The sequence below is a fragment of the Pontimicrobium sp. IMCC45349 genome, assembly GCF_047219225.1.
Lineage (GTDB): Bacteria > Bacteroidota > Bacteroidia > Flavobacteriales > Flavobacteriaceae > IMCC45349.
Map to the genome: position 1 here is coordinate 1,045,289 of NZ_CP178208.1, position 21,406 is coordinate 1,066,694.

16 protein-coding genes are annotated in these 21,406 nt (G+C 30.0%); 9 read left to right on the forward strand and 7 right to left on the reverse strand.

Annotated elements, in window-relative coordinates:
• Positions 1–49 precede the first annotated feature (49 nt).
• From ACLII3_RS04910 to ACLII3_RS04930, 5 genes are all read left to right on the forward strand, one after another.
• Positions 50–3,460: a hypothetical protein gene (locus ACLII3_RS04910; protein ID WP_412986952.1), complete on the forward strand. Its 3,411-nt coding sequence runs from the start codon at positions 50–52 to the stop codon at positions 3,458–3,460.
• Positions 3,461–3,575: 115 nt separating this feature from the next.
• Positions 3,576–3,923, forward strand: a complete 348-nt coding sequence (locus tag ACLII3_RS04915; protein WP_412986954.1) for a hypothetical protein — start codon at positions 3,576–3,578, stop codon at positions 3,921–3,923.
• A 76-nt stretch (positions 3,924–3,999) separates the two neighbouring features.
• Complete coding sequence (locus ACLII3_RS04920) at positions 4,000–8,310, forward strand: CusA/CzcA family heavy metal efflux RND transporter (RefSeq protein WP_412986956.1); 4,311 nt, start codon at positions 4,000–4,002, stop codon at positions 8,308–8,310.
• Between the two features lie 11 nt (positions 8,311–8,321).
• On the forward strand, positions 8,322–9,476 hold the full coding sequence (locus tag ACLII3_RS04925) for an efflux RND transporter periplasmic adaptor subunit (protein WP_412986958.1): 1,155 nt from the start codon (positions 8,322–8,324) through the stop codon (positions 9,474–9,476).
• Between the two features lie 86 nt (positions 9,477–9,562).
• Positions 9,563–10,003: a YHS domain-containing (seleno)protein gene (locus ACLII3_RS04930; RefSeq protein WP_412986960.1), complete on the forward strand. Its 441-nt coding sequence runs from the start codon at positions 9,563–9,565 to the stop codon at positions 10,001–10,003.
• Here ACLII3_RS04930 and ACLII3_RS04935 read toward each other — a convergent pair.
• The 3 genes from ACLII3_RS04935 to ACLII3_RS04945 all read right to left on the reverse strand — a co-directional run bounded on the left by ACLII3_RS04935 (position 10,000) and on the right by ACLII3_RS04945 (position 13,716).
• Positions 10,000–11,085: a hypothetical protein gene (locus tag ACLII3_RS04935; protein ID WP_412986961.1), complete on the reverse strand. Its 1,086-nt coding sequence runs from the start codon at positions 11,083–11,085 to the stop codon at positions 10,000–10,002. The two genes, ACLII3_RS04930 and ACLII3_RS04935, sit on opposite strands and share 4 nt — an antisense overlap.
• A 141-nt stretch (positions 11,086–11,226) precedes the next feature.
• A complete protein-coding gene (locus ACLII3_RS04940; RefSeq protein ID WP_412986963.1) occupies positions 11,227–12,771 on the reverse strand; it encodes a glycine--tRNA ligase in 1,545 nt (514 codons plus the stop codon).
• 66 nt (positions 12,772–12,837) lie between these two features.
• Positions 12,838–13,716 (reverse strand): hypothetical protein, encoded by an 879-nt coding sequence (locus ACLII3_RS04945; protein WP_412986964.1) that lies wholly within the window; start codon positions 13,714–13,716, stop codon positions 12,838–12,840.
• A 97-nt stretch (positions 13,717–13,813) separates the two neighbouring features.
• On the opposite strand from ACLII3_RS04945, the gene ACLII3_RS04950 reads away from it, so the two are divergent.
• Together ACLII3_RS04950 and ACLII3_RS04955 are read left to right on the forward strand one after the other, a co-directional pair.
• Positions 13,814–14,476: a ComF family protein gene (locus tag ACLII3_RS04950; protein WP_412986965.1), complete on the forward strand. Its 663-nt coding sequence runs from the start codon at positions 13,814–13,816 to the stop codon at positions 14,474–14,476.
• A 55-nt stretch (positions 14,477–14,531) separates the two neighbouring features.
• Positions 14,532–16,139: an Ig-like domain-containing protein gene (locus tag ACLII3_RS04955; RefSeq protein ID WP_412986967.1), complete on the forward strand. Its 1,608-nt coding sequence runs from the start codon at positions 14,532–14,534 to the stop codon at positions 16,137–16,139.
• On the opposite strand, the gene ACLII3_RS04960 is transcribed toward ACLII3_RS04955, so the two are convergent.
• On the reverse strand, positions 16,136–16,915 hold the full coding sequence (locus ACLII3_RS04960; protein ID WP_412986969.1) for an amidohydrolase: 780 nt from the start codon (positions 16,913–16,915) through the stop codon (positions 16,136–16,138). The two genes, ACLII3_RS04955 and ACLII3_RS04960, sit on opposite strands and share 4 nt — an antisense overlap.
• Before the next feature lie 43 nt (positions 16,916–16,958).
• On the opposite strand from ACLII3_RS04960, the gene ACLII3_RS04965 reads away from it, so the two are divergent.
• The gene (locus ACLII3_RS04965; RefSeq protein ID WP_412986971.1) at positions 16,959–17,477 is read left to right on the forward strand and encodes a GNAT family N-acetyltransferase; all 519 of its coding nucleotides are present in this window, start codon (positions 16,959–16,961) and stop codon (positions 17,475–17,477) included.
• Here ACLII3_RS04965 and ACLII3_RS04970 read toward each other — a convergent pair.
• From ACLII3_RS04970 to ACLII3_RS04980, 3 genes are read right to left on the reverse strand one after another with little or no spacing between them, the layout of a single operon-like run.
• Positions 17,463–18,605 (reverse strand): methionine aminotransferase, encoded by a 1,143-nt coding sequence (locus ACLII3_RS04970; protein WP_412986972.1) that lies wholly within the window; start codon positions 18,603–18,605, stop codon positions 17,463–17,465. The two genes, ACLII3_RS04965 and ACLII3_RS04970, sit on opposite strands and share 15 nt — an antisense overlap.
• A gap of 51 nt (positions 18,606–18,656) precedes the next feature.
• Positions 18,657–19,349, reverse strand: a complete 693-nt coding sequence (locus ACLII3_RS04975; RefSeq protein ID WP_412986973.1) for a LytR/AlgR family response regulator transcription factor — start codon at positions 19,347–19,349, stop codon at positions 18,657–18,659.
• On the reverse strand, positions 19,346–20,029 hold the full coding sequence (locus ACLII3_RS04980; RefSeq protein ID WP_412986974.1) for a sensor histidine kinase: 684 nt from the start codon (positions 20,027–20,029) through the stop codon (positions 19,346–19,348). The genes ACLII3_RS04975 and ACLII3_RS04980 overlap by 4 nt, the downstream gene beginning before the upstream one ends.
• 484 nt (positions 20,030–20,513) lie before the next feature.
• Here ACLII3_RS04980 and ACLII3_RS04985 point away from each other — a divergent pair, with 484 nt between their 5' ends.
• Positions 20,514–21,404: a thioredoxin family protein gene (locus ACLII3_RS04985; RefSeq protein ID WP_412986976.1), complete on the forward strand. Its 891-nt coding sequence runs from the start codon at positions 20,514–20,516 to the stop codon at positions 21,402–21,404.
• Positions 21,405–21,406 lie beyond the last annotated feature (2 nt).

The following is a 21,406-nucleotide window of genomic DNA, read 5'->3' on the forward strand; positions in this document are numbered from 1 at the left end:
TAAAACTATTAACAAAATATTTTGCTTGGTTTTTAGTTTACCTTACTAGATGAGATTAACACTAGCTTTTTTTCTTTTTATATTTTGTTTTTGTGCCTTTGCGCAAAAACAAAACGCTAATTATAAAGTAAAAAAAGTTGCTATAAAAGATACAATTGCTGTAGATACAGTTAGTATAAACTCTAGTAATTTTGTTTTAAAAACTAAAAGAAATAAGGTAATAGATTCTACATACTATTCTATTGACTTTAGTAAAGCTTTATTAACTTTTAAAAAACCTATAGAAACGGATTCTATAATAATTGAATATTTAAGATATCCAGATTTTTTAACAAAAACATATCAGCAATTAGATGAGAGCATTATTGTAAAAAATAATGACAATTTAAATAAGCTTTATAAGCTATCGCAACCCTCAACAACAAAAACATTTACACCTTTTGATGGTTTAACAACTTCGGGTAGTATTTCTAGAGGAGTAACTGTAGGTAATAACCAAAACTCTGTTTTAAACAGTGAACTTGATTTACAAATCTCTGGTAAACTAAACGACAAAGTCACTTTAAAAGCCTCTATACAAGATGCAAATATACCTTTACAAGAAAGTGGATATTCGCAACGGTTAGATGAATTTGATCAAGTATTTATTGAACTATCTAGTGAAAACTGGAATATTAGAGCTGGAGATATAGACTTACAAAATACAGACTCCTATTTTGCTAAATTTTCTAAACGTGTTCAAGGACTTTCAATTAATGCAAATTTAGAACACCCTGAGTCAAACACTAACTTATTTGCTGCTGGTGCCTTAGTACGAGGTCAATTTGCCAGAAGTCAATTTACTGCTCAAGAAGGCAACCAAGGGCCTTATAAGTTAAAAGGTCCTAACGGTGAATTATTTGTTTTAGTAGTATCTGGAAGTGAAACTGTTTATGTAAATGGTATTGCTTTAGAGCGTGGAGAATACAAAGATTATATTATAGATTACAATGCTGGTGAAGTTATTTTTAACTCTACATTTCCTATTAACTCAGAAATGAGGATTACTATTGACTATCAGTTTAGTGAACGAAACTACTCTAGATTTATAGCTTATGGAGGTGGTAAATATGAAAGTGAAAAATTAAAATTCACAGCTTCGGTATACAATGAAAATGATGCTAAAAATCAACCACTACAACAAAATCTATCTACCGAACAAGTCGAAATATTAGCTGATGCAGGAGATGATCAATCATTAATGGTGGCGCCTTCAGCAGTTGAAGAAGCTTATAATGAAAATAGAATTCTCTATAAAAAAGAGATTATTGATGGTATTGAGGCTTTTGTATTCTCTAATAACCCTGATGATGAGCTTTATAGTGTGAAATTTACTTTAGTAGACGAAAATCAAGGCAACTATATTGTTACTAATACTAACGCTATTTCTAACATCTATGAATATGTGCCACCAATTGGAGGGATTCCTCAAGGTAATTACGAACCCATTATACAACTAATTGCTCCAACAAAATTACAAATAGCAGTTGTTAATGGTACTTACACACCTTTAAAAAACACGACAATAGATTTTGAATTTGCAGGAAGCAGAAACGATTTAAATTTATTCTCTAATCTTGACGATAGTAATAATGATGGCTTTGCAGGAAAATTAAAACTTACTCAAAACATTATTAAAACTGATAGTTTATGGAATTTAAATGCTTACATAGATACCGATTATATTGAAGATAATTTTCGAACAATTGAACGCTTATATAATGTTGAATTTAACAGAGATTGGAATTTAGAAAACACCTTTGGCAATCAAAAATTAATTAATTCTGGAGTGCATTTAAATCATCCAAAAAAAGGGAGTGTTAATTATCAATTTGAGCATTTAAATTACACCAATAACTTTAATGGTAACAGACATATTTTACTAGCTAATTTAAAGTTAAATAAGTTACGTATAACTTCTAACTCAAGTTATATGAGTGGAAATTCTACTATTAACACGTCTTCCTTTTTGAGGTCTACAAATCAAATTCTATATAACTACAAAAAGGGTTGGTCTGGAGTTAGATTTGCTATAGAAGACAATGAGCAAAAAGAAAAGCTAACAGAAACACTTACACCATTAAGCCAAAAATTTACTTCTTACGAAGCCTTTACAGGAATTGGAGATAGCACTAAAGTTTTTGTTGAAATAGGTTATAAAAACAGAGTGAACGATAGTATTAAAAACAACGTATTGCAAAAAGTAAACACCTCAAATAATTACTATTTAAACTCTAAATTAATTCAAAATGCTTCTAGTAATTTATCATTATATGTTAATTATAGAACATTAACTTATGAAGATGAAACCATTGACAAAGAACAATCTCTAAACTCAAGATTACAATACAGTCAAAAACTATTTAATCAAATAGTGTTATTAAATACAGCTTACGAAACCAACTCTGGAACCTTACCTCAACAAGAATTTACATACGTAGAGGTTGAAGCAGGACAAGGAGCTTACACATGGATAGATTATAATGAAAACGGTATTCAAGAGTTAGAAGAATTTGAAATAGCCCAATTTCAAGACCAAGGAAATTATATTAGGGTATTATTGCCTAATCAAGTTTTTATTAGAACGCACCAAAATAGATTTAGTCAAACCGTAACATTTAACCCTCAGCAATGGTCTCAAAATGAAAACAAAAGCAAGCGTTTTTGGTCGCACTTCTATAACCAATCCTCCTATTTAATAGACAGAAAATTAAAAAATGATGATGGTGGATTTAACTTAAACCCTTTTGAGGAAAATCCTGAAAAACAATTAGGTCTACAGCTTAATTTTAGAAATGTTTTATTTTATAACAGAGGCAAACAACGCTACACTACATCATACACATACTTATCCAACAAAGCTAGAAATGTCTTGTCTTTTGGTTTTATTGAAAACAATCTTACAAGTCACCAATTTAACTTCAATCATAAATTTAAAGACACATGGCTTGTTACCTTGCAATCTAACTTAGATAAAAACGAAAGTGTTAGTGAAAACTTTTTGAGTAAAAACTATAAGATTGATGAGTTTTTAATAAACCCAAAATTATCCTATTTATTAAACAACAACACCCGATTTGATGTATTTTACCAATACTCATCAAAAGACAATACTATTGGCGAATTAGAAAATTTAGCACAACAAAAATATGGTGCTTCATTTACGTTTACTAAAAATCAAAAATCTGCTATAAGTGGAGAGTTTAATTATTTTTCTAATGACTTTACAGGAAACGCCAATACTCCTGTTGCTTACCAAATGATGGAAGGTTTACAACCAGGAAAAAACTTTACATGGACCTTAATTGCTCAAAAAAAACTAACTAAATTCTTAGACTTAAACCTTAACTACTTTGGAAGAAAGAGTGAAACAAGCAAAGTAATCCATACTGGAACTGTGCAACTTAGAGCTTATTTTTAAACTCATAATTTCTTCTTAATGTAACAAAAGTTTCACTTTATTTCGTGATTTTTATTTATTTTTGAATTGAATTATGACCAAACTATTTTCAATATTTTTCTCTACTTTGATTTTAATGCAAAGTTTAAATATTAGTTTAGAAGACTTTTCTAAAATTAGTATTTTAATAGAACATGCTGATTTTCATCAAGAAAAATATGGAGATACATTTTTAGATTTTATTTCAGAGCATTATGGCTCTGCAAATTTTGATCATGGTACTGAACATGAAGAGCATGAAGAACTGCCTTTTAAACATGACCATCAAACATGCCATCATAATTCTCCAACTTTCACTATTACTACCTTAACTTTTGAAATAAAACAACAAAAACTCATTGAGTCTTCTTCAAATTTCTTTTATAAGGAGCCTCATTCTTTATTTGAAAAACCATCTGTCTTTCAACCTCCTAAGCAAGCATAATTTATTTATTGATAAAATTTTAAGCCTTTTTGTTTAATACAAAAGGCTCTCTATTAATTGTATAATAAAATGAATTATGTTAGAAAATATTATTCGATTTAGCTTAAAAAATAAGCTAATCATATTACTATTTACTGCTATACTTATTGGTTTTGGAATCTTCTCTCTAACAAAAGTTTCTATTGGAGCTGTTCCAGATATTACCAATAACCAAGTACAAGTATTAACTACATCTAGAAATCTTTCAACCTTAGATGTAGAGCAGTTTATTACTTACCCTGTTGAGCTAGAAATGGCTAATTTACCAGGAGTAAAAGAAATTCGTTCTGTTTCTAAATTTGGACTATCAGTAGTTACTGTTGTTTTTAATGACGAATTAGGAACGTATTTACCTAGGCAGTTAATTGCCGAAAAAATAAAATCTGCCTCAGAACAAATTCCTGAAGGCTTTGGCTCTCCTGAAATGGGACCTATAACTACTGGTTTGGGAGAAATTTATCAATACACATTAGATGTAAAACCAGCATTTAAAGATAAATACACTACAACCGATTTACGAACCATTCAAGATTGGATTGTAAAACGTCAATTATCAGGAATTCCTGGAGTTGTAGAAGTTAATACTTGGGGAGGGTTTTTAAAACAATATGAAGTTGCTATTAACCCTCAAAAACTTAAAGCAATGAATATTTCTATTTCAGAAATATATGAAGCTTTAGAAACAAACAACAGTATTGCTGGAGGTGGTTATATTGAAAAAGAAAATGAAGCTTTCTTTATTAGAGGTGAGGGACTAATTAAATCTTTATCTGATTTAGAAAACATTGTTGTTACTAATAGAAATGGATTACCAATTTACGTAAAAGACATCGCCAAAGTAGGTTTTGGTAGCGCTACACGTTTTGGTGCTATTACAGCTAATGGCGAAGGAGAAAAAGTCATGGGACAAATCATGATGATTAAAGACGGAAATTCAAAGCAAGTTATAACAGCTGTTAAAAATAGAATTGCTTCTATTGAAAAAACATTACCAGATGGTGTCTATATAAACGGTTTTTTAGAACGTAGCGAGCTTATAAATAAAACTACCAATACTGTAGCAGAAAATTTAGTTATTGGTTCTCTTATTGTCATTTTTATTGTTGTATTACTCTTAGGTAATTTAAGGTCAGGATTAGTCGTAGCATCTATTATACCTCTTAGTTTATTATTTGCAATTACATTAATGAATCTTTTTGGTATTGATGCAAACTTAATGAGTTTAGGCGCTATTGATTTTGGTATTATAATAGATGGCTCTGTAATTATAGTAGAGTTTATTGCATTTCAAATTATGTCAAAAAGCACTAAACTCAACAACTTATCAAATCAAGACAAGCAATCTCAAATAGACGCCATCACACTTAAAAGTTCATCAAAAATGATGAATTCAGCCATATTTGGTCAACTCATTATCTTAATAGTTTTTATTCCAATTTTATCATTAAGTGGTATTGAAGGTAAAATGTTTAAACCAATGGCTTTAACTTTTAGTTTTGCTTTAATTGGCGCTATGGTTTTATGCTTAACCTATGTTCCTGTAGTTGCTTCAATGTTCTTAAAGCCTTCAGTGAAAAATAAGGTTAATATTTCATCTCGATTAATGAATAGTATAACCAATTGGTACCAACCTATTATTAATTGGGCGTTAGAAAAGAAAACACTTGTTATTGGTATAGCACTTATTTTACTAGCTTCTAGTTTTTGGACATTTTCAAGAATGGGTGGAGAATTTGTGCCTACTCTAGATGAAGGTGATTTTGCAATTCAGCCTGTACTTAAAACAGGAACATCTCTAAAGAAGACTATTGAAATTACTACCAAAATTGAAACTATTCTATTAGAGCAATTCCCAGAGGTAGACCAAGTAGTATCAAGAATTGGAGCTGCCGAAGTTCCTACAGATCCAATGTCGATGGAACAAAGTGATGTAATTGTGAAACTGAAACCTAAAAGACAATGGACTTCGGCAAAATCAAAAGATGAATTAGCTGAAAAATTTAAAGAAGCTTTAGCTATAATTCCTAATATGGAATTAGAGTTTACGCAACCAATAGAAATGCGTTTTAACGAATTAATTACTGGAGTTAGAGCTGATGTTGCGGTGAAAATTTTTGGTGAAGATTTAGAAGTATTAGCCAACAAAGCCAATGAGATTAAAAACTTAATTGAAGATGTAGAGGGTGCTTCAGATATATCTGTAGAAAAAGTACAAGGTTTACCTCAAATGAGTGTTACTTATAACAGACATAAAATTGCACGTTATGGCCTTAATATTTCAGACTTAAACCAAATGTTATCTATGGGGTTTGCTGGTGATGCTGTTGGTAGCATCTTTGAAGGTGAAAAACGTTTTGATTTGGTCTTACGATTAGATAAATCTCAAAGACAAAATATCAACAGTTTAAAAAATCTGTTAATTGATACTCCTAATGGCACAAAAATTCCTTTAAGCGAATTAGCAGACATCCAATACACAAAAGGTCCAGCTCAAATATCTAGAGACGACACGAAGCGTCGTATCGTTGTTGGAGTTAATGTTAGGAATCGCGATTTACAATCGGTTGTAAATGATATTCAAACAAGAATTGCATCTAACATAAATCTTCCGGCTGGTTATAATATTACTTATGGAGGCCAATTTGAAAATTTACAAAATGCCACACAACGTTTAAAAGTAGCTGTTCCTGTTGCTCTATTTTTAATTTTTGTATTACTATATTTTGCTTTTGGCTCAGTTAAAGAAGCACTAATGGTTTACTCTGCAATACCATTGGCTGCAGTTGGCGGTATTTTGTTGTTATGGCTTAGAGATTTGCCTTTTAGTATTTCGGCTGGTGTTGGTTTTATCGCACTTTTTGGAATTGCTGTACTTAATGGTATTGTACTTATTGAACATTTTAAATCATTAAAAGAACAAGGTATTATGGATTTAAAAGAGCTTATTATTAAAGGAACTACAGAGCGTTTACGTCCTGTACTTTTAACAGCTTCTGCAGCTGCACTTGGGTTTTTACCAATGGCAGTATCTACTAGTGCTGGTGCTGAAGTACAAAGACCATTAGCAACCGTTGTTATTGGAGGTTTAATTACTGCAACTATTTTAACTTTGGTCGTGCTTCCTGTATTATATGCATGGTTTGAGAAAAAGAGTTTTAAGCTAAATAAAAATGGTATTACTACTGTAGCAATTATACTTTTTTCTTTTAATACATATGCCCAAGAACCTTTAACTATAGATAGTATATTAGCCTTGGCTTTGGAAAACAATGCTGAGTTAAAAGCATCTTCACTAACTGTTGAAGAAAAACAAACCTTAATAAACAGTGCTTTTAATTTTGACAAAACCTCTGTCTATTACAGTTATGACGAGAATAATATAGCTATAAATGATAGGCCACTAAAAGTGTTTGGAATCTCGCAAGACTTTAAATTTCCTACTGTCTATTTCGCAGAAAAGAATCTAAATAAAGCTACTAAAAATATTGCTGAAGCTGAATATAACATGCAAATACAAAAAATAAAACGCGAAGTATATTCTGCTTTTTATAACTTAAGTTATGCCAATCAAAAAGCCAATACTATTAAGTATTTAGATAGTTTATATGCTAATTTTTCAAAAGCTTCAAAAAGGCGTTTTGAGTTAGGAGAAACTAACTATTTGGAGATGATTACCGCGCAATCAAAACACAAGCATTTAGAAACCATTTACAAGCAAAGTTTAAAAGAAACAGTAATTTATCAAGAGCAACTAAAAAAAGTTGTTCAAGGTGAAATCTTAAACTTTGAAACTTTATCTCTGGAAAAGTTAGAGTTAAATAGCTTACCTAGTGATGCAAACCTTGGATTAGATTATTTAGAACGTTATAAAGATTACTATAAATCTGCCGAACGATTAGAGAAACAAAGTCTATTACCTGATTTAAGTATTGAATATTTTCAAGGAACCAATAGCACCTTAAACTCAAATATTAAAGGTTATCAATTTGGTATAAAAATACCTCTGTTTTTTAATGCCAATGCTTCAAAAATTAAAGCTTCTAAATTAGCTTTTAAAGCTGCTGAAGAAAAGCAAGAAAACTATAAGCTAAGTTATGAGGCAGAATACAATGCTTTACTAGCAGAATTAGAGCAACATGAAGAAAGCTTAAATTATTACGAAACCCAAGGAAAAGTCCTCTCTAAAGAAATTATTAAAACTGCCGAACGTAGTTTTAAACATGGAGAAATAGACTTCTTCCAATTCATCCAAAGTATTGAAAACGCTAAAAACATTGAATTAAGCTATTTAGAGTCTTTAAATAACTATAATCAAACTGTTATTGCAATTAACCATTTAATCTTATAAATCCTTAAACAATGAAACATATATATATCCTACTATTTTCACTACTCATTTGGTCTTGTGGAAATAAAGAAGAAACAAAAAAAGTAAGTTCAGTTAACGAAGATCATCATGAGCATTTTAATGTAACTTCAGCTCAGTTTAAATCTGAAAACATGCAACTAGGTAAACTTGCCAAAGTTGATTTTCATGAAGCAGTAACAACTACTGGTTATATTGATGTACCTCCTAAAAACAAAGCGAGTGTTAGCACTTTTATGTCTGGTTATGTCAAAAACACTCCTTTATTAATTGGAGATGAAGTAAAAAAAGGACAACTAGTTGTAACTCTAGAAAATCCAGAGTTTATTGAACTTCAACAAAATTATCTTGAAATTTCTGAAACACTTAATTACTTAAAGTCTGAGTTTGAAAGACAAAAAACATTATACGACGAGCAAATTACGTCTCAAAAAAACTACTTAAAAGCTGAAAGTGAGTATAAAAGTAACTTAGCGCACTATAATGGTTTGAAACAAAAACTTAGAATGTTAAATATAAATTCTAATGCTGTAGAACAAGGCAAAATTACATCAACGATTAACCTTTATGCACCAATTTCGGGTTTTGTAACCAAAGTTAATGTAAGCAATGGATCGTTTGTAGATGCCTCTACAGAAGTGATAGAAATTGTAGACACAGACCACATTCATTTAGAACTAACCGTTTTTGAAAAAGATATTTTAAAGGTTAGAAAAGGACAAGCTATTAATTTTAAAATACCTGAAGCTAGTGAAGACATTTTTGCTGCTGATGTTTATTTAGTAGGTACTTCGGTTGATGAAACCAACAGAACAATTAAAGTACATGGTCATTTACCTGAAGATAATCATCTAGCTACATTTGTTAGAGGTATGTTTGTTGAAGCTCAAATTATAACAGATAGAGTGAAAAAAATGGCAATTCCAAAAGCCGCAGTTGCTGAAATGGATGGTGTGTATTATGCACTTATTTTAGAGTCTGACAATAATGGTAATTTTGAGTTTGAAAAGATAGAAGTTACTATAGGCAAGCAAAATGAATCCTTTGTTGAAGTATTAAACACAGCTGCTTTTCAAAATAAGCAAGTACTTACCAAAGGCGCTTATATGTTATTAGCAGATACTGAAGGTGTAGGCCATAGTCATTAAATACAAATCAAAAAAGCTTCAATAATTATTGAAGCTTTTTTGATTGTAATTATATTGATTAGCAACCGACTTAAAACAAAAACATTATGAGAGGATTGATTTTATTGTTTTTTGTTGGGTTGTTTTCTTTACAAGCTCAAAATATAGACTATAACACTAAAAAAGGATTTGCTGCCCAAGGATATGATGTAGTAGCTTACTTTAATAATCAAGCTATAGAAGGTGATAAGAAATTTACAACCGAATATGATACTATTAAATATAAGTTCTCAACTCAAGAAAACTTAAACGCATTTTTAAAAACACCAGAAAAATATATTCCTCAATATGGAGGTTACTGTGCTTACGCTGTAGCTTTAAAAGCTAAAAAAGTTAGCATTGACCCAAAAACTTTTGAGATACGTAATGGAAAGCTTTATCTGTTTTATAATGCTTGGGGAACAAATACGCTCAAACTATGGTTAAACGAAAACCCAACTCATTTAGTAGAAAAAGGAGATAATAATTGGGATAACATAAAGTATTAATAATACTCTATTTCTCGCGTCCATATATATAATGGTTCATCATTAACATTTTTAATCACCTTTACCCAATTGCCATTTTTATCAAATTTATAATCAAACTTAATTTTATATTCTTTATCCCCTTTAACCAAATTAACCTCTATGATATAATTATTTTCTGAATATTGCATTTTCATTACCTCATTATCTAAAGTTGAAGAAATCCTCTTTTCCTTAATTTTTAAGTTTTTTTTATTGAAAGTATATTCCTGTCGATCAAATACATTTATTTCTGTAAGACTTCTATAACTTGTTCTTTTGATTAGATTATTAAAATCATCATATTCATATACAATTTTACGATTTACCATTTGAGTTTCTTCGTTAAATCTAAGTTCTCGTGTAATATTACCCAACTTATCATAATCATACGTATAAAGTACTATTTCATTATCATTTGTATTAGTTTTTAATTTACCCAATGGAAAATGTCTTTCTATTCTTATTAACTTGTCATCTTCTTCGTTGTAAAACCTATTAAAACTATAATGATATCCTTCTTCAGAATAATATTCTTCTCTTATTAATCTATCTAGATTATCATATTTATAAATTCTATAGCTATATGAATTATACTCATCTAAATAATGACTTAATACGGTTTGAAGATTTCCTTTATAATCATAATAATGTCTCTTAACATTTATACTCTCATAATATCCTGAGTCTTTTTTAATAATTAAATTATTCTTATCATCATATTTATAACTATATTTCCTATTAAAACTTCCATCTTTATTATACCATACTTCATATGATGGTTTCCCATTTTTTAAAAACGTTTTATAATAATTTATATAAAAACAATCAACACCCTCAAACCAATATGAATAAAATCTTCCTTTAATATTCTTAGGAAAAAAAATAGTCGCATGCCCATAATCTCCATCTCCACTCATAAATTGATGATTTTGCTTTTTAGTATTTAAAAACTCAACTTTTTCTCTTACCGATTTAGGATTACCATAAATGGTATCCATATTAATTTGTCCAGATGAGATTTTTAAACTAAAGAGAATACAAATTATTACTATCTGTTTCATTTAATAGATTTAATATTTACGTCAAAAATCAAAAAATAAATAAATTCAAAAAAATCAAAATGAGTAAATTTGAGCTTTGGGTGAGGAAAACAAAAAAAGCGTCAAGAATTCTTGACGCTTTTTTTATATGATAAGTTAAACTTATTGCATCTTTTTTAACCAAGATTTTACATCAACTTCTTCTTTAATGATATCTCTTAGTTCTTCAATTTTAACACGCTTTTGCTCCATCGTATCTCTATGACGAATTGTAACAGTATTATCTTCTAAAGTATCGTGATCTACAGTAATACAAAATGGTGTTCCTGCAGCATCTTGACGTCTGTAACGCTTACCAACTGCATCTTTTTCATCATACATTACATTAAAATCCCATTTTAATTCATCTACAATTTTACGTGCAACATCTGGCAAACCATCTTTCTTCACTAATGGGAAAATTGCTGCTTTTGTAGGTGCTAATACTGCTGGTAACTTTAATACAGTTCTTGTAGTATTATTTTCTAATTCTTCTTCTTGTAAAGAGTTTGAGAATACCGCTAAGAACATTCTATCTAAACCAATAGAGGTTTCTAACACGTAAGGCACATAACTTTTGTTTTCTTCAGGGTCAAAAAACTGTAGTTTTTTCCCAGAATGCTCCTCGTGAGCTTTTAAATCGAAATCTGTACGTGAATGAATACCTTCTAACTCTTTAAATCCGAATGGAAATTTAAACTCAATATCAGCAGCTGCATCAGCATAGTGCGCTAATTTTTCATGATCATGGAAACGGTAATTATCCGCTCCCATTCCTAATGATAAGTGCCACTTTAAACGAGTTTCTTTCCAATGCTCATACCATTCCTTTTGAGTTCCAGGTTTTATAAAATATTGCATTTCCATTTGTTCAAACTCACGCATTCTAAAAATAAATTGTCTTGCAACAATCTCATTTCTAAAAGCTTTTCCTGTTTGAGCAATACCAAATGGAATTTTCATACGTCCTGTTTTTTGAACGTTAGAAAAGTTAACAAAAATACCTTGTGCCGTTTCTGGACGTAAATATAAATCCATTGCACTATCAGCAGAAGCTCCTAACTTAGTCCCAAACATTAAATTAAACTGCTTTACATCAGTCCAATTTTTACTTCCAGTTAATGGATCTGCAATACCAAGCTCTTCTATAAGTGCCTTTACATCTGCTAAATCTTCATTCTCTAAAGATTGCCCTAAACGCTTAAGAATAGTATCAATTTTTTCTTGATATCCTAAAACACGTCCATTAGTAGATACAAACTCTTCTTTATTAAAAGCATCACCAAAACGTTTAGCTGCTTTTTTTACTTCCTTTTCAATTTTAGCTTCAATCTTAAGGCAATAATCCTCAACTAAAACATCAGCTCTATAACGCTTTTTAGAATCCTTATTATCAATTAAAGGATCGTTAAAAGCATCAACGTGACCTGAAGCTTTCCAAGTGGTAGGATGCATGAAAATTGCAGAATCTAATCCTACAATGTTTTCGTTCATTTGCACCATAGCTTTCCACCAATAGTCGCGTATGTTTTTTTTAAGCTCTACACCATTTTGAGCGTAATCATAAACAGCACTTAAACCGTCATATATTTCGCTACTTTGAAACACATATCCATACTCCTTTGCATGCGATATTACCTTCTTAAATTTATCGTCTTGATTTGCCATGTTGCAAAAATAAAAAACCGTTCCAAACAAAGGAACGGTTGCTTAAAAATTATTTATTTGTTTGAATTAATTTAGTTCTATTTTAGTGCCTCCTAAGCGTCTTTCGTCTTCAAAAACACTAATATAATATAGTCCTTCTTTAAAGTATTCTTCTTTTTCTATGTCTGCACAAACTTCTAATACTTGATTATTATACTCAACTGTAGTTTTTGAACTATAAATAAGTAAAGAATCGTCAAACTCAATAGAGCCTTGGTCAGACACAATATTGCTATCTGGACCAATTACTTGAATGTAAAAATCTTTATTTCCTTTAGGTGCCAAAACATTTTCTGCTAATACAAAACATAAATGAATATTATCTGCTTCATTAGCACTGTGAGTTTCAATTTTTTTGTTCTTGTTTCTTACTTTAAATGCTTTTGCCTCAAACGAATTAGCCATCAATAATGAAGCTTCGTTTAGTGTGTTTTCTAAAGATACTTTTTCAATTTTTAATGTATTGTAATTAGCTTCTTGTGTTTTAAGCTGTTTTTTAAGTGCAGAAATTTCAGCAGTCAACTCATTATTATTGCTCGCAACAGCTTGTTGCTTGCTTACTAACGTTTCTTGTTGTTGCTTTAGGAACTTTAACTCTTTTCTATAATTATTAACTAAAGCCGATTGTGATTTTATTTGCTTTAAGGCTAAATTAGCCTCAGTCACTTCTTCTTTTGTTATATTATATTGCTGCTCTAGACTTTTATTAGTTTCTAACAAGTTTTCGTACTTAGAAATAACCTCTGAAAGGTCATTATGCAAAAGTGCTTTTTCTTGTTTTAAATATGTTTCTTGAGTTTGACTTTCGTTATAACTCGTAAAACTAAATGTTGCTAAAACTGCTATTGCTACTACTAATGTTCCTATAGTTATTCTGTAGTTAAATAATTGAGGGTTAACTATCATGATTAAACTATTGTAAGGGTAAATTAATTAACGAAAGCGAAAATATATATTAAGTTTGTGTTAACTAATAATAATCGATTAAGTGATAAAAAATTTGTTGAACTTATTTTTTCCCGAAGTTTGTTACGCATGCAGTAACTTACTGACTGACAATGAAAAAGAAATTTGCATTTCGTGTAGACACGAATTACCAGTAACAAATTATCATTTTAATAACGATTCAACTATCAAAAATAGTTTTTCAGGACGCGTAAAACTAGAGCTTGCTACGTCTTTATTTCATTTTGAAAAAAAAGGAATAGTTCAACAGTTAATTCATAATTTAAAATATAAAAAACAAGAAAATATTGGCGCAACTCTTGGTAAATGGTTAGGCACTGAACTTAGTAAAATAGAGCAATACAAAAACATTGACATTGTAATTCCAATACCATTACACAAACAAAAACTTAAGAAGAGAGGTTATAATCAAGTCGCTCTTTTTGGTAAAGAAATAGCTAAGGCTTTGAATGCTGATTATGTAGACAATGTTTTAATAAAAGTAACTAATACCAAAACACAAGTTTTTAAAAACAGGATCTCTAGATGGACACGCAACAATGAGGTTTTTGCTATTGAAAATGTTTCGAAAATAAATAACAAGCATATTTTATTAGTTGATGACATCATTACTACAGGTGCTACTATTGAAGCATGTGTTAATATGTTAAATAATGTACAAAACATACAAATTAGTATAGCTACCATGGCAATTGCTTAAGGCATTTTTCGTTAGTACTAAAATATGTTGTTAATTTGTGCAAAATCTTTATGTAATGAGTAAGAAGCTCTCAAATTTTATTTTCTTAATTATTATAAGTTTCGTCTTTATTAACTGTGCTAATAGAGGTACTCCAACAGGTGGTGAAAAAGATGTAACACCTCCAGTAATTACTAAGTCTAGTCCAGATAACTTTACGACTAATTTTAAAGGTAAAGAGATAAAAATTTATTTTGATGAGTACATTAAAATAAACAACCTGCAAAAGCAACTTATTATTTCGCCTCCAATGGACCCAGAACCTGAGATTACACCTTTAGGTACTGCAAGCAAATACATCACCATTAAAATCCATGATACTTTACAGGAAAACACAACCTATGCTTTTAATTTTGGTGAAAGCATTGTAGATAATAATGAGGGCAATCCTTATCCTTATTACAAGTATGTATTCTCAACAGGTTCTTATATTGATTCTTTATCTGTTAGTGGTATTGTTACAGATGCTCTAGATAAAAAACCAGAAGAATTTGTATCTGTAATGCTTTATGAAGTTAATGACAGCTATACAGACTCTATTATTTATAAAGAAAAACCAAAGTATGTGTCTAGTACTTTAGACAGTACTTCTACTTTTAAACTAGAAAATTTAAAAGCAGGTAAATACTTAATGGTAGCTTTAAAAGAAGAAAACAGTAATTACACTTATCAGCAAAAAACTGATAAAATAGGATTTAGAAAAGAATTTATTACGGTTCCTTCAGACACTGCATATGTATTAAATGTTTTTAAAGAAGAAATTGATTTTAAAGCAACAAGACCAAAACTAGTAAGTGGTAATAAAATAGCTTTTGGTTATGAAGGAAGTCATGAAGGCATGCAAATAAAGCCACTATCACAACTTCCTAACGATTTTAAAAGTCAAATAACTAAAGACCCTGATAAGGACACACTTAATTTTTGGTACAAACCAAAATTAGAGGTAGACTCTTTAATATTTGAAGTTTCTAATAAAAAATACAGAGATACACTTGTTGTAAAAATTAAAGACCAAGAAAGAGATTCTTTAATTTATAACGCTATTGAATCTAGAGTCTTAAAGCTGAAAGAAGACTTTCAAATAACTTCAAACCTTCCGAATAGTAAAATTGATAATAGTAAGATTAAAATAATGGACAAGGACTCTGTAAATGTTCCTTTTACATCGTCTTACGATAAAGTAAATAACATCTCTAACTTTAAGTTTGATAAAACCGAAGGTAATACTTATAAAATTGAAATGCTACCTGGAGCTTTAACTGATTTTTTTGGAACGGTTAACGACACGCTTAATTATAACTTAAGAACAAGACAATTATCTGACTATGGAAATGTACGAGTATTACTTAAAAATGCTAAATATCCAGTAGTGGTGCAGTTAACAAGTGAAAAAGGAGAAGTTAAATATGAAAAAACATCGACAAAGGCTGAACCTTTAGACTTTAATAATCTAGATGCAGGAAACTATTTAATACGTGTTATTTTTGATACAAATGGTAATGGCAAATTTGATACAGGAAACTTCCTTAAAAAGCAACAACCAGAACGCGTTAGTTATTTTCCAGAGGTATTAGATGTAAGAGCTGGTTGGGACTTAATTCAAGAATTTGTGCTTATTGACTAGTTAATTATAAAACTATCTCTATCGTTCAAAAATCTTAGACTTTCTCTAATTGCAATTAAGTGATTTTTATCTAATACAGTAACAGCAATACCTTCTTGAGCATCGCTTAGTTGTATTTGAGCATCACCTAAGCCATTATAAACATTGGAGTGTCCAGAATACTCTAAATCATTAGCATCCACACCTACTCTATTTACACCAATGCAATAACTCATATTTTCAATTGCTCTAGCTTTTAATAAAGCATCCCAAGCATTAACTCTAGGCTTTGGCCAGTTGGCAACATAAATAAGCATATCGTAATTATCTATATTTCTTGCCCAAACAGGAAAACGTAAATCGTAACATATTAAAGGTCTAATTTTCCATCCTTTGTAGGTTATCAAAATATTTTCATTGCCTGACTTATAAACCTTATCCTCTCCAGCTAAAGTGAACGTATGACGTTTATCGTAAAATACTATTGAAGCATCTGGTTTCACAAAAACAAACCGATTATAATAATTAGCATCTTCACTAATTACAAGACTACCACAAATAGCTGCATCAACATCTTTTGCTAGCGTTTTCATCCATTTTATGGTTGTTCCATCCATAGTTTCGGTTACAGCATCTGGATTCATTGTAAATCCAGAAGTAAACATTTCTGGTAAAACAATAACATCTACATCGCTTTTAATGCTTCTTATTTTTTCTGAAAGTACAGCTCTATTTTCCTTAGGTGATTCCCATATCAAACTTGTTTGAACTAAGGCTACTTTTAATTTGTCTTGCATAGATTAAAAGTAATTAATTTTTTGAGTAAATTTATAGTATGCTATGGATTTAAACTTCGAAATATGCACTATGGAAGATTTAGGTATCTTAACTGATATTTCTAGAGCTACTTTTGTGACTGCATTTGAAAAGCATAATAAACCTGAAGATTTTTGGACTTACATTAATAATTCGTTTAGCGAAGAAACCCTAATAGAGCAACTATTAGATATTAATTCTTCTTTTTATTTCGTGTACCTTAAAAATGTATTGGTAGGTTATTTTAAAATCAATAAAAATGAGGCTCAAACAGAACAGTTTGCTAAAAACACGGTTGAATTAGAACGTATTTATGTAATTAAACCTTTTCAAGGACAAGGCATAGGCAAACACATTTTAAAAAAGGTGATTTCACTTGCTAAAAAAGCAAAAGCTAACTTTTTATGGCTAGGTGTTTGGGAGAAAAACAAAGCTGCTATTAAGTTTTATAAACGCTATGGTTTTAAAAAGTTTGGAACACATCCTTATTTTGTTGGAAAGGACAAACAAACCGATTGGTTAATGAAACTAAATTTGGTTTAAAATATCTGCTGCTTGTTTAAGTGTATCGTCTGTTTTAGCAAAACAAAAACGAATCATTTTTTGGTCATACTTATCTTTATTAAATACCGAAATTGGGATAGCAGCTACTCCTTTTTCAATGGTTAACCATTTACAAAAAGCTTCATCATTTTGAGTGCTTATTTGCGAATAATCTACTGCCTGAAAATACGTGCCTTTAGATGCTGAAAATTTAAATTTAGAATCCTTTATCAACTCTAAAAACAAATCGCGTTTAGCTTGAAAGAATGAAGCCAATTCTAAATAATGATTTTCGTTTTGTAAATAAACAGCTAATGCTTTTTGCATAGGGTGGTTAACGCTAAACACATTAAACTGATGCACTTTTACAAACTCATTCATTAAATCTTTTGGTGCGCAGCAATAGCCCATTTTCCAACCTGTATTATGAAATGTTTTTCCAAAAGAAGCAGTAATAAAACTGCGTTTTTTAAGCTCTGGAAATAAGCAGGCACTTTGGTGTTGTTCGTCATCAAAAACTATATGCTCGTAAACTTCATCACTTAATACAATTATATTGGTATCTCGAGTAATAGCTTCTAACTGTTGCATATCTTCTTTACTCATTACAGTACCACTTGGATTGTGAGGTGTGTTTACAATAATCATTTTTGTTTTATAAGACACCTTAGTTTTCACCTCATCCCAATTTATAGCATAATTTGGTGCTTCTAATTGTATAGAAATAGCTTTTCCTCCATTAAGCTCAATTGTTGGCACATAACAATCGTAAGCAGGTCTAAATACAACAACCTCATCTTCTGGCCTAATAAAAGCTGTAATAGCAGTATAAATAGCTTGTGTTGCTCCTGCTGTAACGACAATTTCTGATTCGGGGTGATACGTTGAGCGATAAAGCAAATCAAACTTTTTAGCTATAGCTTCTCGTAAACCAAAAGTCCCAGGCATTGGCGCATATTGGTTGTACCCATTATCCATCGCTTTAGCCACTAACTTTTGTAATGTTTTGTCACTTTCAAAATTTGGATACCCTTGCGATAAGTTAATAGCATTGTGCTTATGAGCTAAAGCGCTCATTACCGAAAAAATAGTAGTTTCTAAGTTGGGAAGTTTAGAGGTATGTTTCATACTCTAAATATAATATGTTTATAGAAAACTTTCGATTGAAAAATAAAGTTCCTAAATCTTTAAAAACTTAAGTAAGTCCTGCTTATAAGTTCTACCTATTGGAATGCGATTTCCATCAAGGTAAATTTCATTTCCCGAAATCTTATTTACCTCTTTACTATTAATAATATATGATTTATGAATTTGTATAAATATATTTGAAGGTAATCTATCTACCCAATTTTTTAAAGAATCAATGTAAGAGTGCTTTCCTTGTTTTGTAACAACTGTTATATAATTTCTATCAGACTCTATATAAACAATATCATCCAATACAATTTTATGCAATGTTTTATCTACATTTAAAAAAATACTCTTAGCCTCTTTTACGTTAGCTTCAACTTGCTTTGGCTGTACTCTATCTTGGGCTTTTTTTACAGCTCTATAAAAACGCTCGAACGAAAATGGTTTTACTAAATAATCTACAATGGTTTCTAATTCAAAACTACTCACTGCATAATCTGGATAAGCAGTTGTCATAATTACTGCTGGTGGATTTTTTACCGTTTTAATAAAATCTAAACCAGAAATATCTGGTAAATTAATATCTAGAAAAAGTAAATCAACATCATTACTATTTAAAAACGCACTTGCCTCAATTGCAGCGTTAAACGTTGCTAACAAATGTACATTAGGTAGTTTTTCTAAATAATTTTTTAGAATTTTTTGTGCTGGTATTTCATCTTCAATAATTATACAATTCATTGTAAATTAAGTTTTAAATATACTTTAAACACATCATTTCTAGTAATCTCAAACTCATGTGCATCTTTATATAGTAACTGTAGTCGCTTTTCTAGGTTTTTCAATCCTATTCTAAAGTCTGAAGTCGATGTTTTGTCTTTATTATACTTGTTTTTACAAACACATTCCAACTGACCATTCTTTACATTAATATTAATATCAACCACACTATGTATGATACTATGTTTAAAAGCATTTTCAATAATAGTGATAATTAACAATGGTGCTATTTGATGCATTGAATTATCAACATTCACATGATATGAAATCTCTTTAACACCTTCGGTTCTTATCTTTTGAAACTTGATATAATTATCTAAAAACTGTAGCTCTTTTTCTAAAGAAATTGTTTTTGAATTACTCTCATATAGCACATGTTTTAAGTTATCAGATAACATCAAAATAAGCTCTGGAGTTTCTTGTGGTTTTTCTATTGAATACGAATAAATCGTATTTAAATTATTAAACAATACATGCGGATTAATTTGAGACTTTAAGAATTTTAATTCCATTTCTGTATGTTCCAACTTAATCGCTTCAACTTCTTCTTGCTTATCCAAATAACGATATAACATCCACACAAACGAAAAGAATATTAAAGGCACTAATGTTTGCCATAAATAATCGCTCAAACACTTCATTAATGAGCAACCGCATTGTGCAAATACATAACAATATAACTGCGTTGCAAATACCGAAATAATTGCAAATACAAAAATGTAAAGTATGTACAATTTCTTTTTTACAAAAAATGGTAACAACACCATGTTGTTTACATACACTATAATTACTAGAATAAATAAATATTGTAAAAAGGGATTTTGTTTCCAATAATAAGGTGAAAACACAAATAATGACGCAAACACAAACAGCATCCAAAACAGGATGTGTACTAAAACTTGGGATATGTTTTTATTAAACATGGACATTGGTCTTGAAAAGTAATTAGAATTGCTTACATCATCAAAAATTATGTATAAAATTCATTCTTGTAGTGACAAACTACATTTATGCAGTTTGTTTGTTAATTATTTCCTTTTATAAACTCATTAATGTTGTGTGTACATAACATTAGCTACAAAATAATCATGCTGTTACTTTTGATTGAAACATTAATCAACAATCATGAAACGAATAGTATTTATTTTAACAATCCTTTTTTGCCTCCAAATTTCTTTTTCACAAACCATAAACCATGTAACAACAGATGCTAAAGGAAAAGAAAAATTACTTGGTTTAATTAATAAAGAAGGACTTACTCAAGCACCTTTTAACGATTGGTTTTCTAAAAACTACGATGCTTATATTGTCAATAAAAAACTAGTTAAAACACTTAAAGATTCACTACAACAATATACTATAAAAGTGTTTTTAGGTACTTGGTGTGGCGATAGTAAAAAGGAAGTTCCAAGGTTTTATAAAGCTTTAGAAACAGTAGGTTTTCCTGAAAACCAATTAGAAGTAATTGCTGTTGACAAAACAGCTGAAGCCTATAAACAAAGTCCTAATGGAGAAGAAAAAGGGTTAAACATTCATCGTGTGCCTACCTTTATATTTTATAAAAATGGTCAAGAAGTAAATCGTATAGTAGAACATCCAAAAACTACTTTTGAGCATGATTTTGAAGCTATAATTAATGGGACATACAGACCTCATTATCTTGCGGCTAATTATGTACATGGACTCATTGCTACTAACAGTATAGATTCTTTAAAAACTATGGAAAACACTTTAGTACCTCAACTGGCAGAATTTGTAAAAGGTAGTAGAGAACTTAATACTTTAGGCTATGTAAACCTTAGAGCAAACAAACTTGAAGAAGCACTTTATATTTTTGATTTGAACACTAAAATATTTCCATACAAACACAATGTATATGATAGTTTAGCAGAAGCCTATTATGAGTCTAAAAACTACACTGAAGCATTAAAAAATTACTATAAAGTACTAAGCTTAAAACCAGAAGATAAAAATGCAAAAGAGATGGTTGAAGAGATAAGCTTACTCATAAAATAAAA

Coding starts and splice junctions, on each gene's coding strand:
- ACLII3_RS04910 (WP_412986952.1), top strand. CDS start 50: ATGAGATTAACACTAGCTTTTTTTCTTTTTATATTTTGTTTTTGTGCC.
- ACLII3_RS04915 (WP_412986954.1), top strand. CDS start 3,576: ATGCAAAGTTTAAATATTAGTTTAGAAGACTTTTCTAAAATTAGTATT.
- ACLII3_RS04920 (WP_412986956.1), top strand. CDS start 4,000: ATGTTAGAAAATATTATTCGATTTAGCTTAAAAAATAAGCTAATCATA.
- ACLII3_RS04925 (WP_412986958.1), top strand. CDS start 8,322: ATGAAACATATATATATCCTACTATTTTCACTACTCATTTGGTCTTGT.
- ACLII3_RS04930 (WP_412986960.1), top strand. CDS start 9,563: ATGAGAGGATTGATTTTATTGTTTTTTGTTGGGTTGTTTTCTTTACAA.
- ACLII3_RS04935 (WP_412986961.1), bottom strand. CDS start 11,085: ATGAAACAGATAGTAATAATTTGTATTCTCTTTAGTTTAAAAATCTCA.
- ACLII3_RS04940 (WP_412986963.1), bottom strand. CDS start 12,771: ATGGCAAATCAAGACGATAAATTTAAGAAGGTAATATCGCATGCAAAG.
- ACLII3_RS04945 (WP_412986964.1), bottom strand. CDS start 13,716: ATGATAGTTAACCCTCAATTATTTAACTACAGAATAACTATAGGAACA.
- ACLII3_RS04955 (WP_412986967.1), top strand. CDS start 14,532: ATGAGTAAGAAGCTCTCAAATTTTATTTTCTTAATTATTATAAGTTTC.
- ACLII3_RS04960 (WP_412986969.1), bottom strand. CDS start 16,915: ATGCAAGACAAATTAAAAGTAGCCTTAGTTCAAACAAGTTTGATATGG.
- ACLII3_RS04965 (WP_412986971.1), top strand. CDS start 16,959: ATGGATTTAAACTTCGAAATATGCACTATGGAAGATTTAGGTATCTTA.
- ACLII3_RS04970 (WP_412986972.1), bottom strand. CDS start 18,605: ATGAAACATACCTCTAAACTTCCCAACTTAGAAACTACTATTTTTTCG.
- ACLII3_RS04975 (WP_412986973.1), bottom strand. CDS start 19,349: ATGAATTGTATAATTATTGAAGATGAAATACCAGCACAAAAAATTCTA.
- ACLII3_RS04980 (WP_412986974.1), bottom strand. CDS start 20,029: ATGAAGTGTTTGAGCGATTATTTATGGCAAACATTAGTGCCTTTAATA.
- ACLII3_RS04985 (WP_412986976.1), top strand. CDS start 20,514: ATGAAACGAATAGTATTTATTTTAACAATCCTTTTTTGCCTCCAAATT.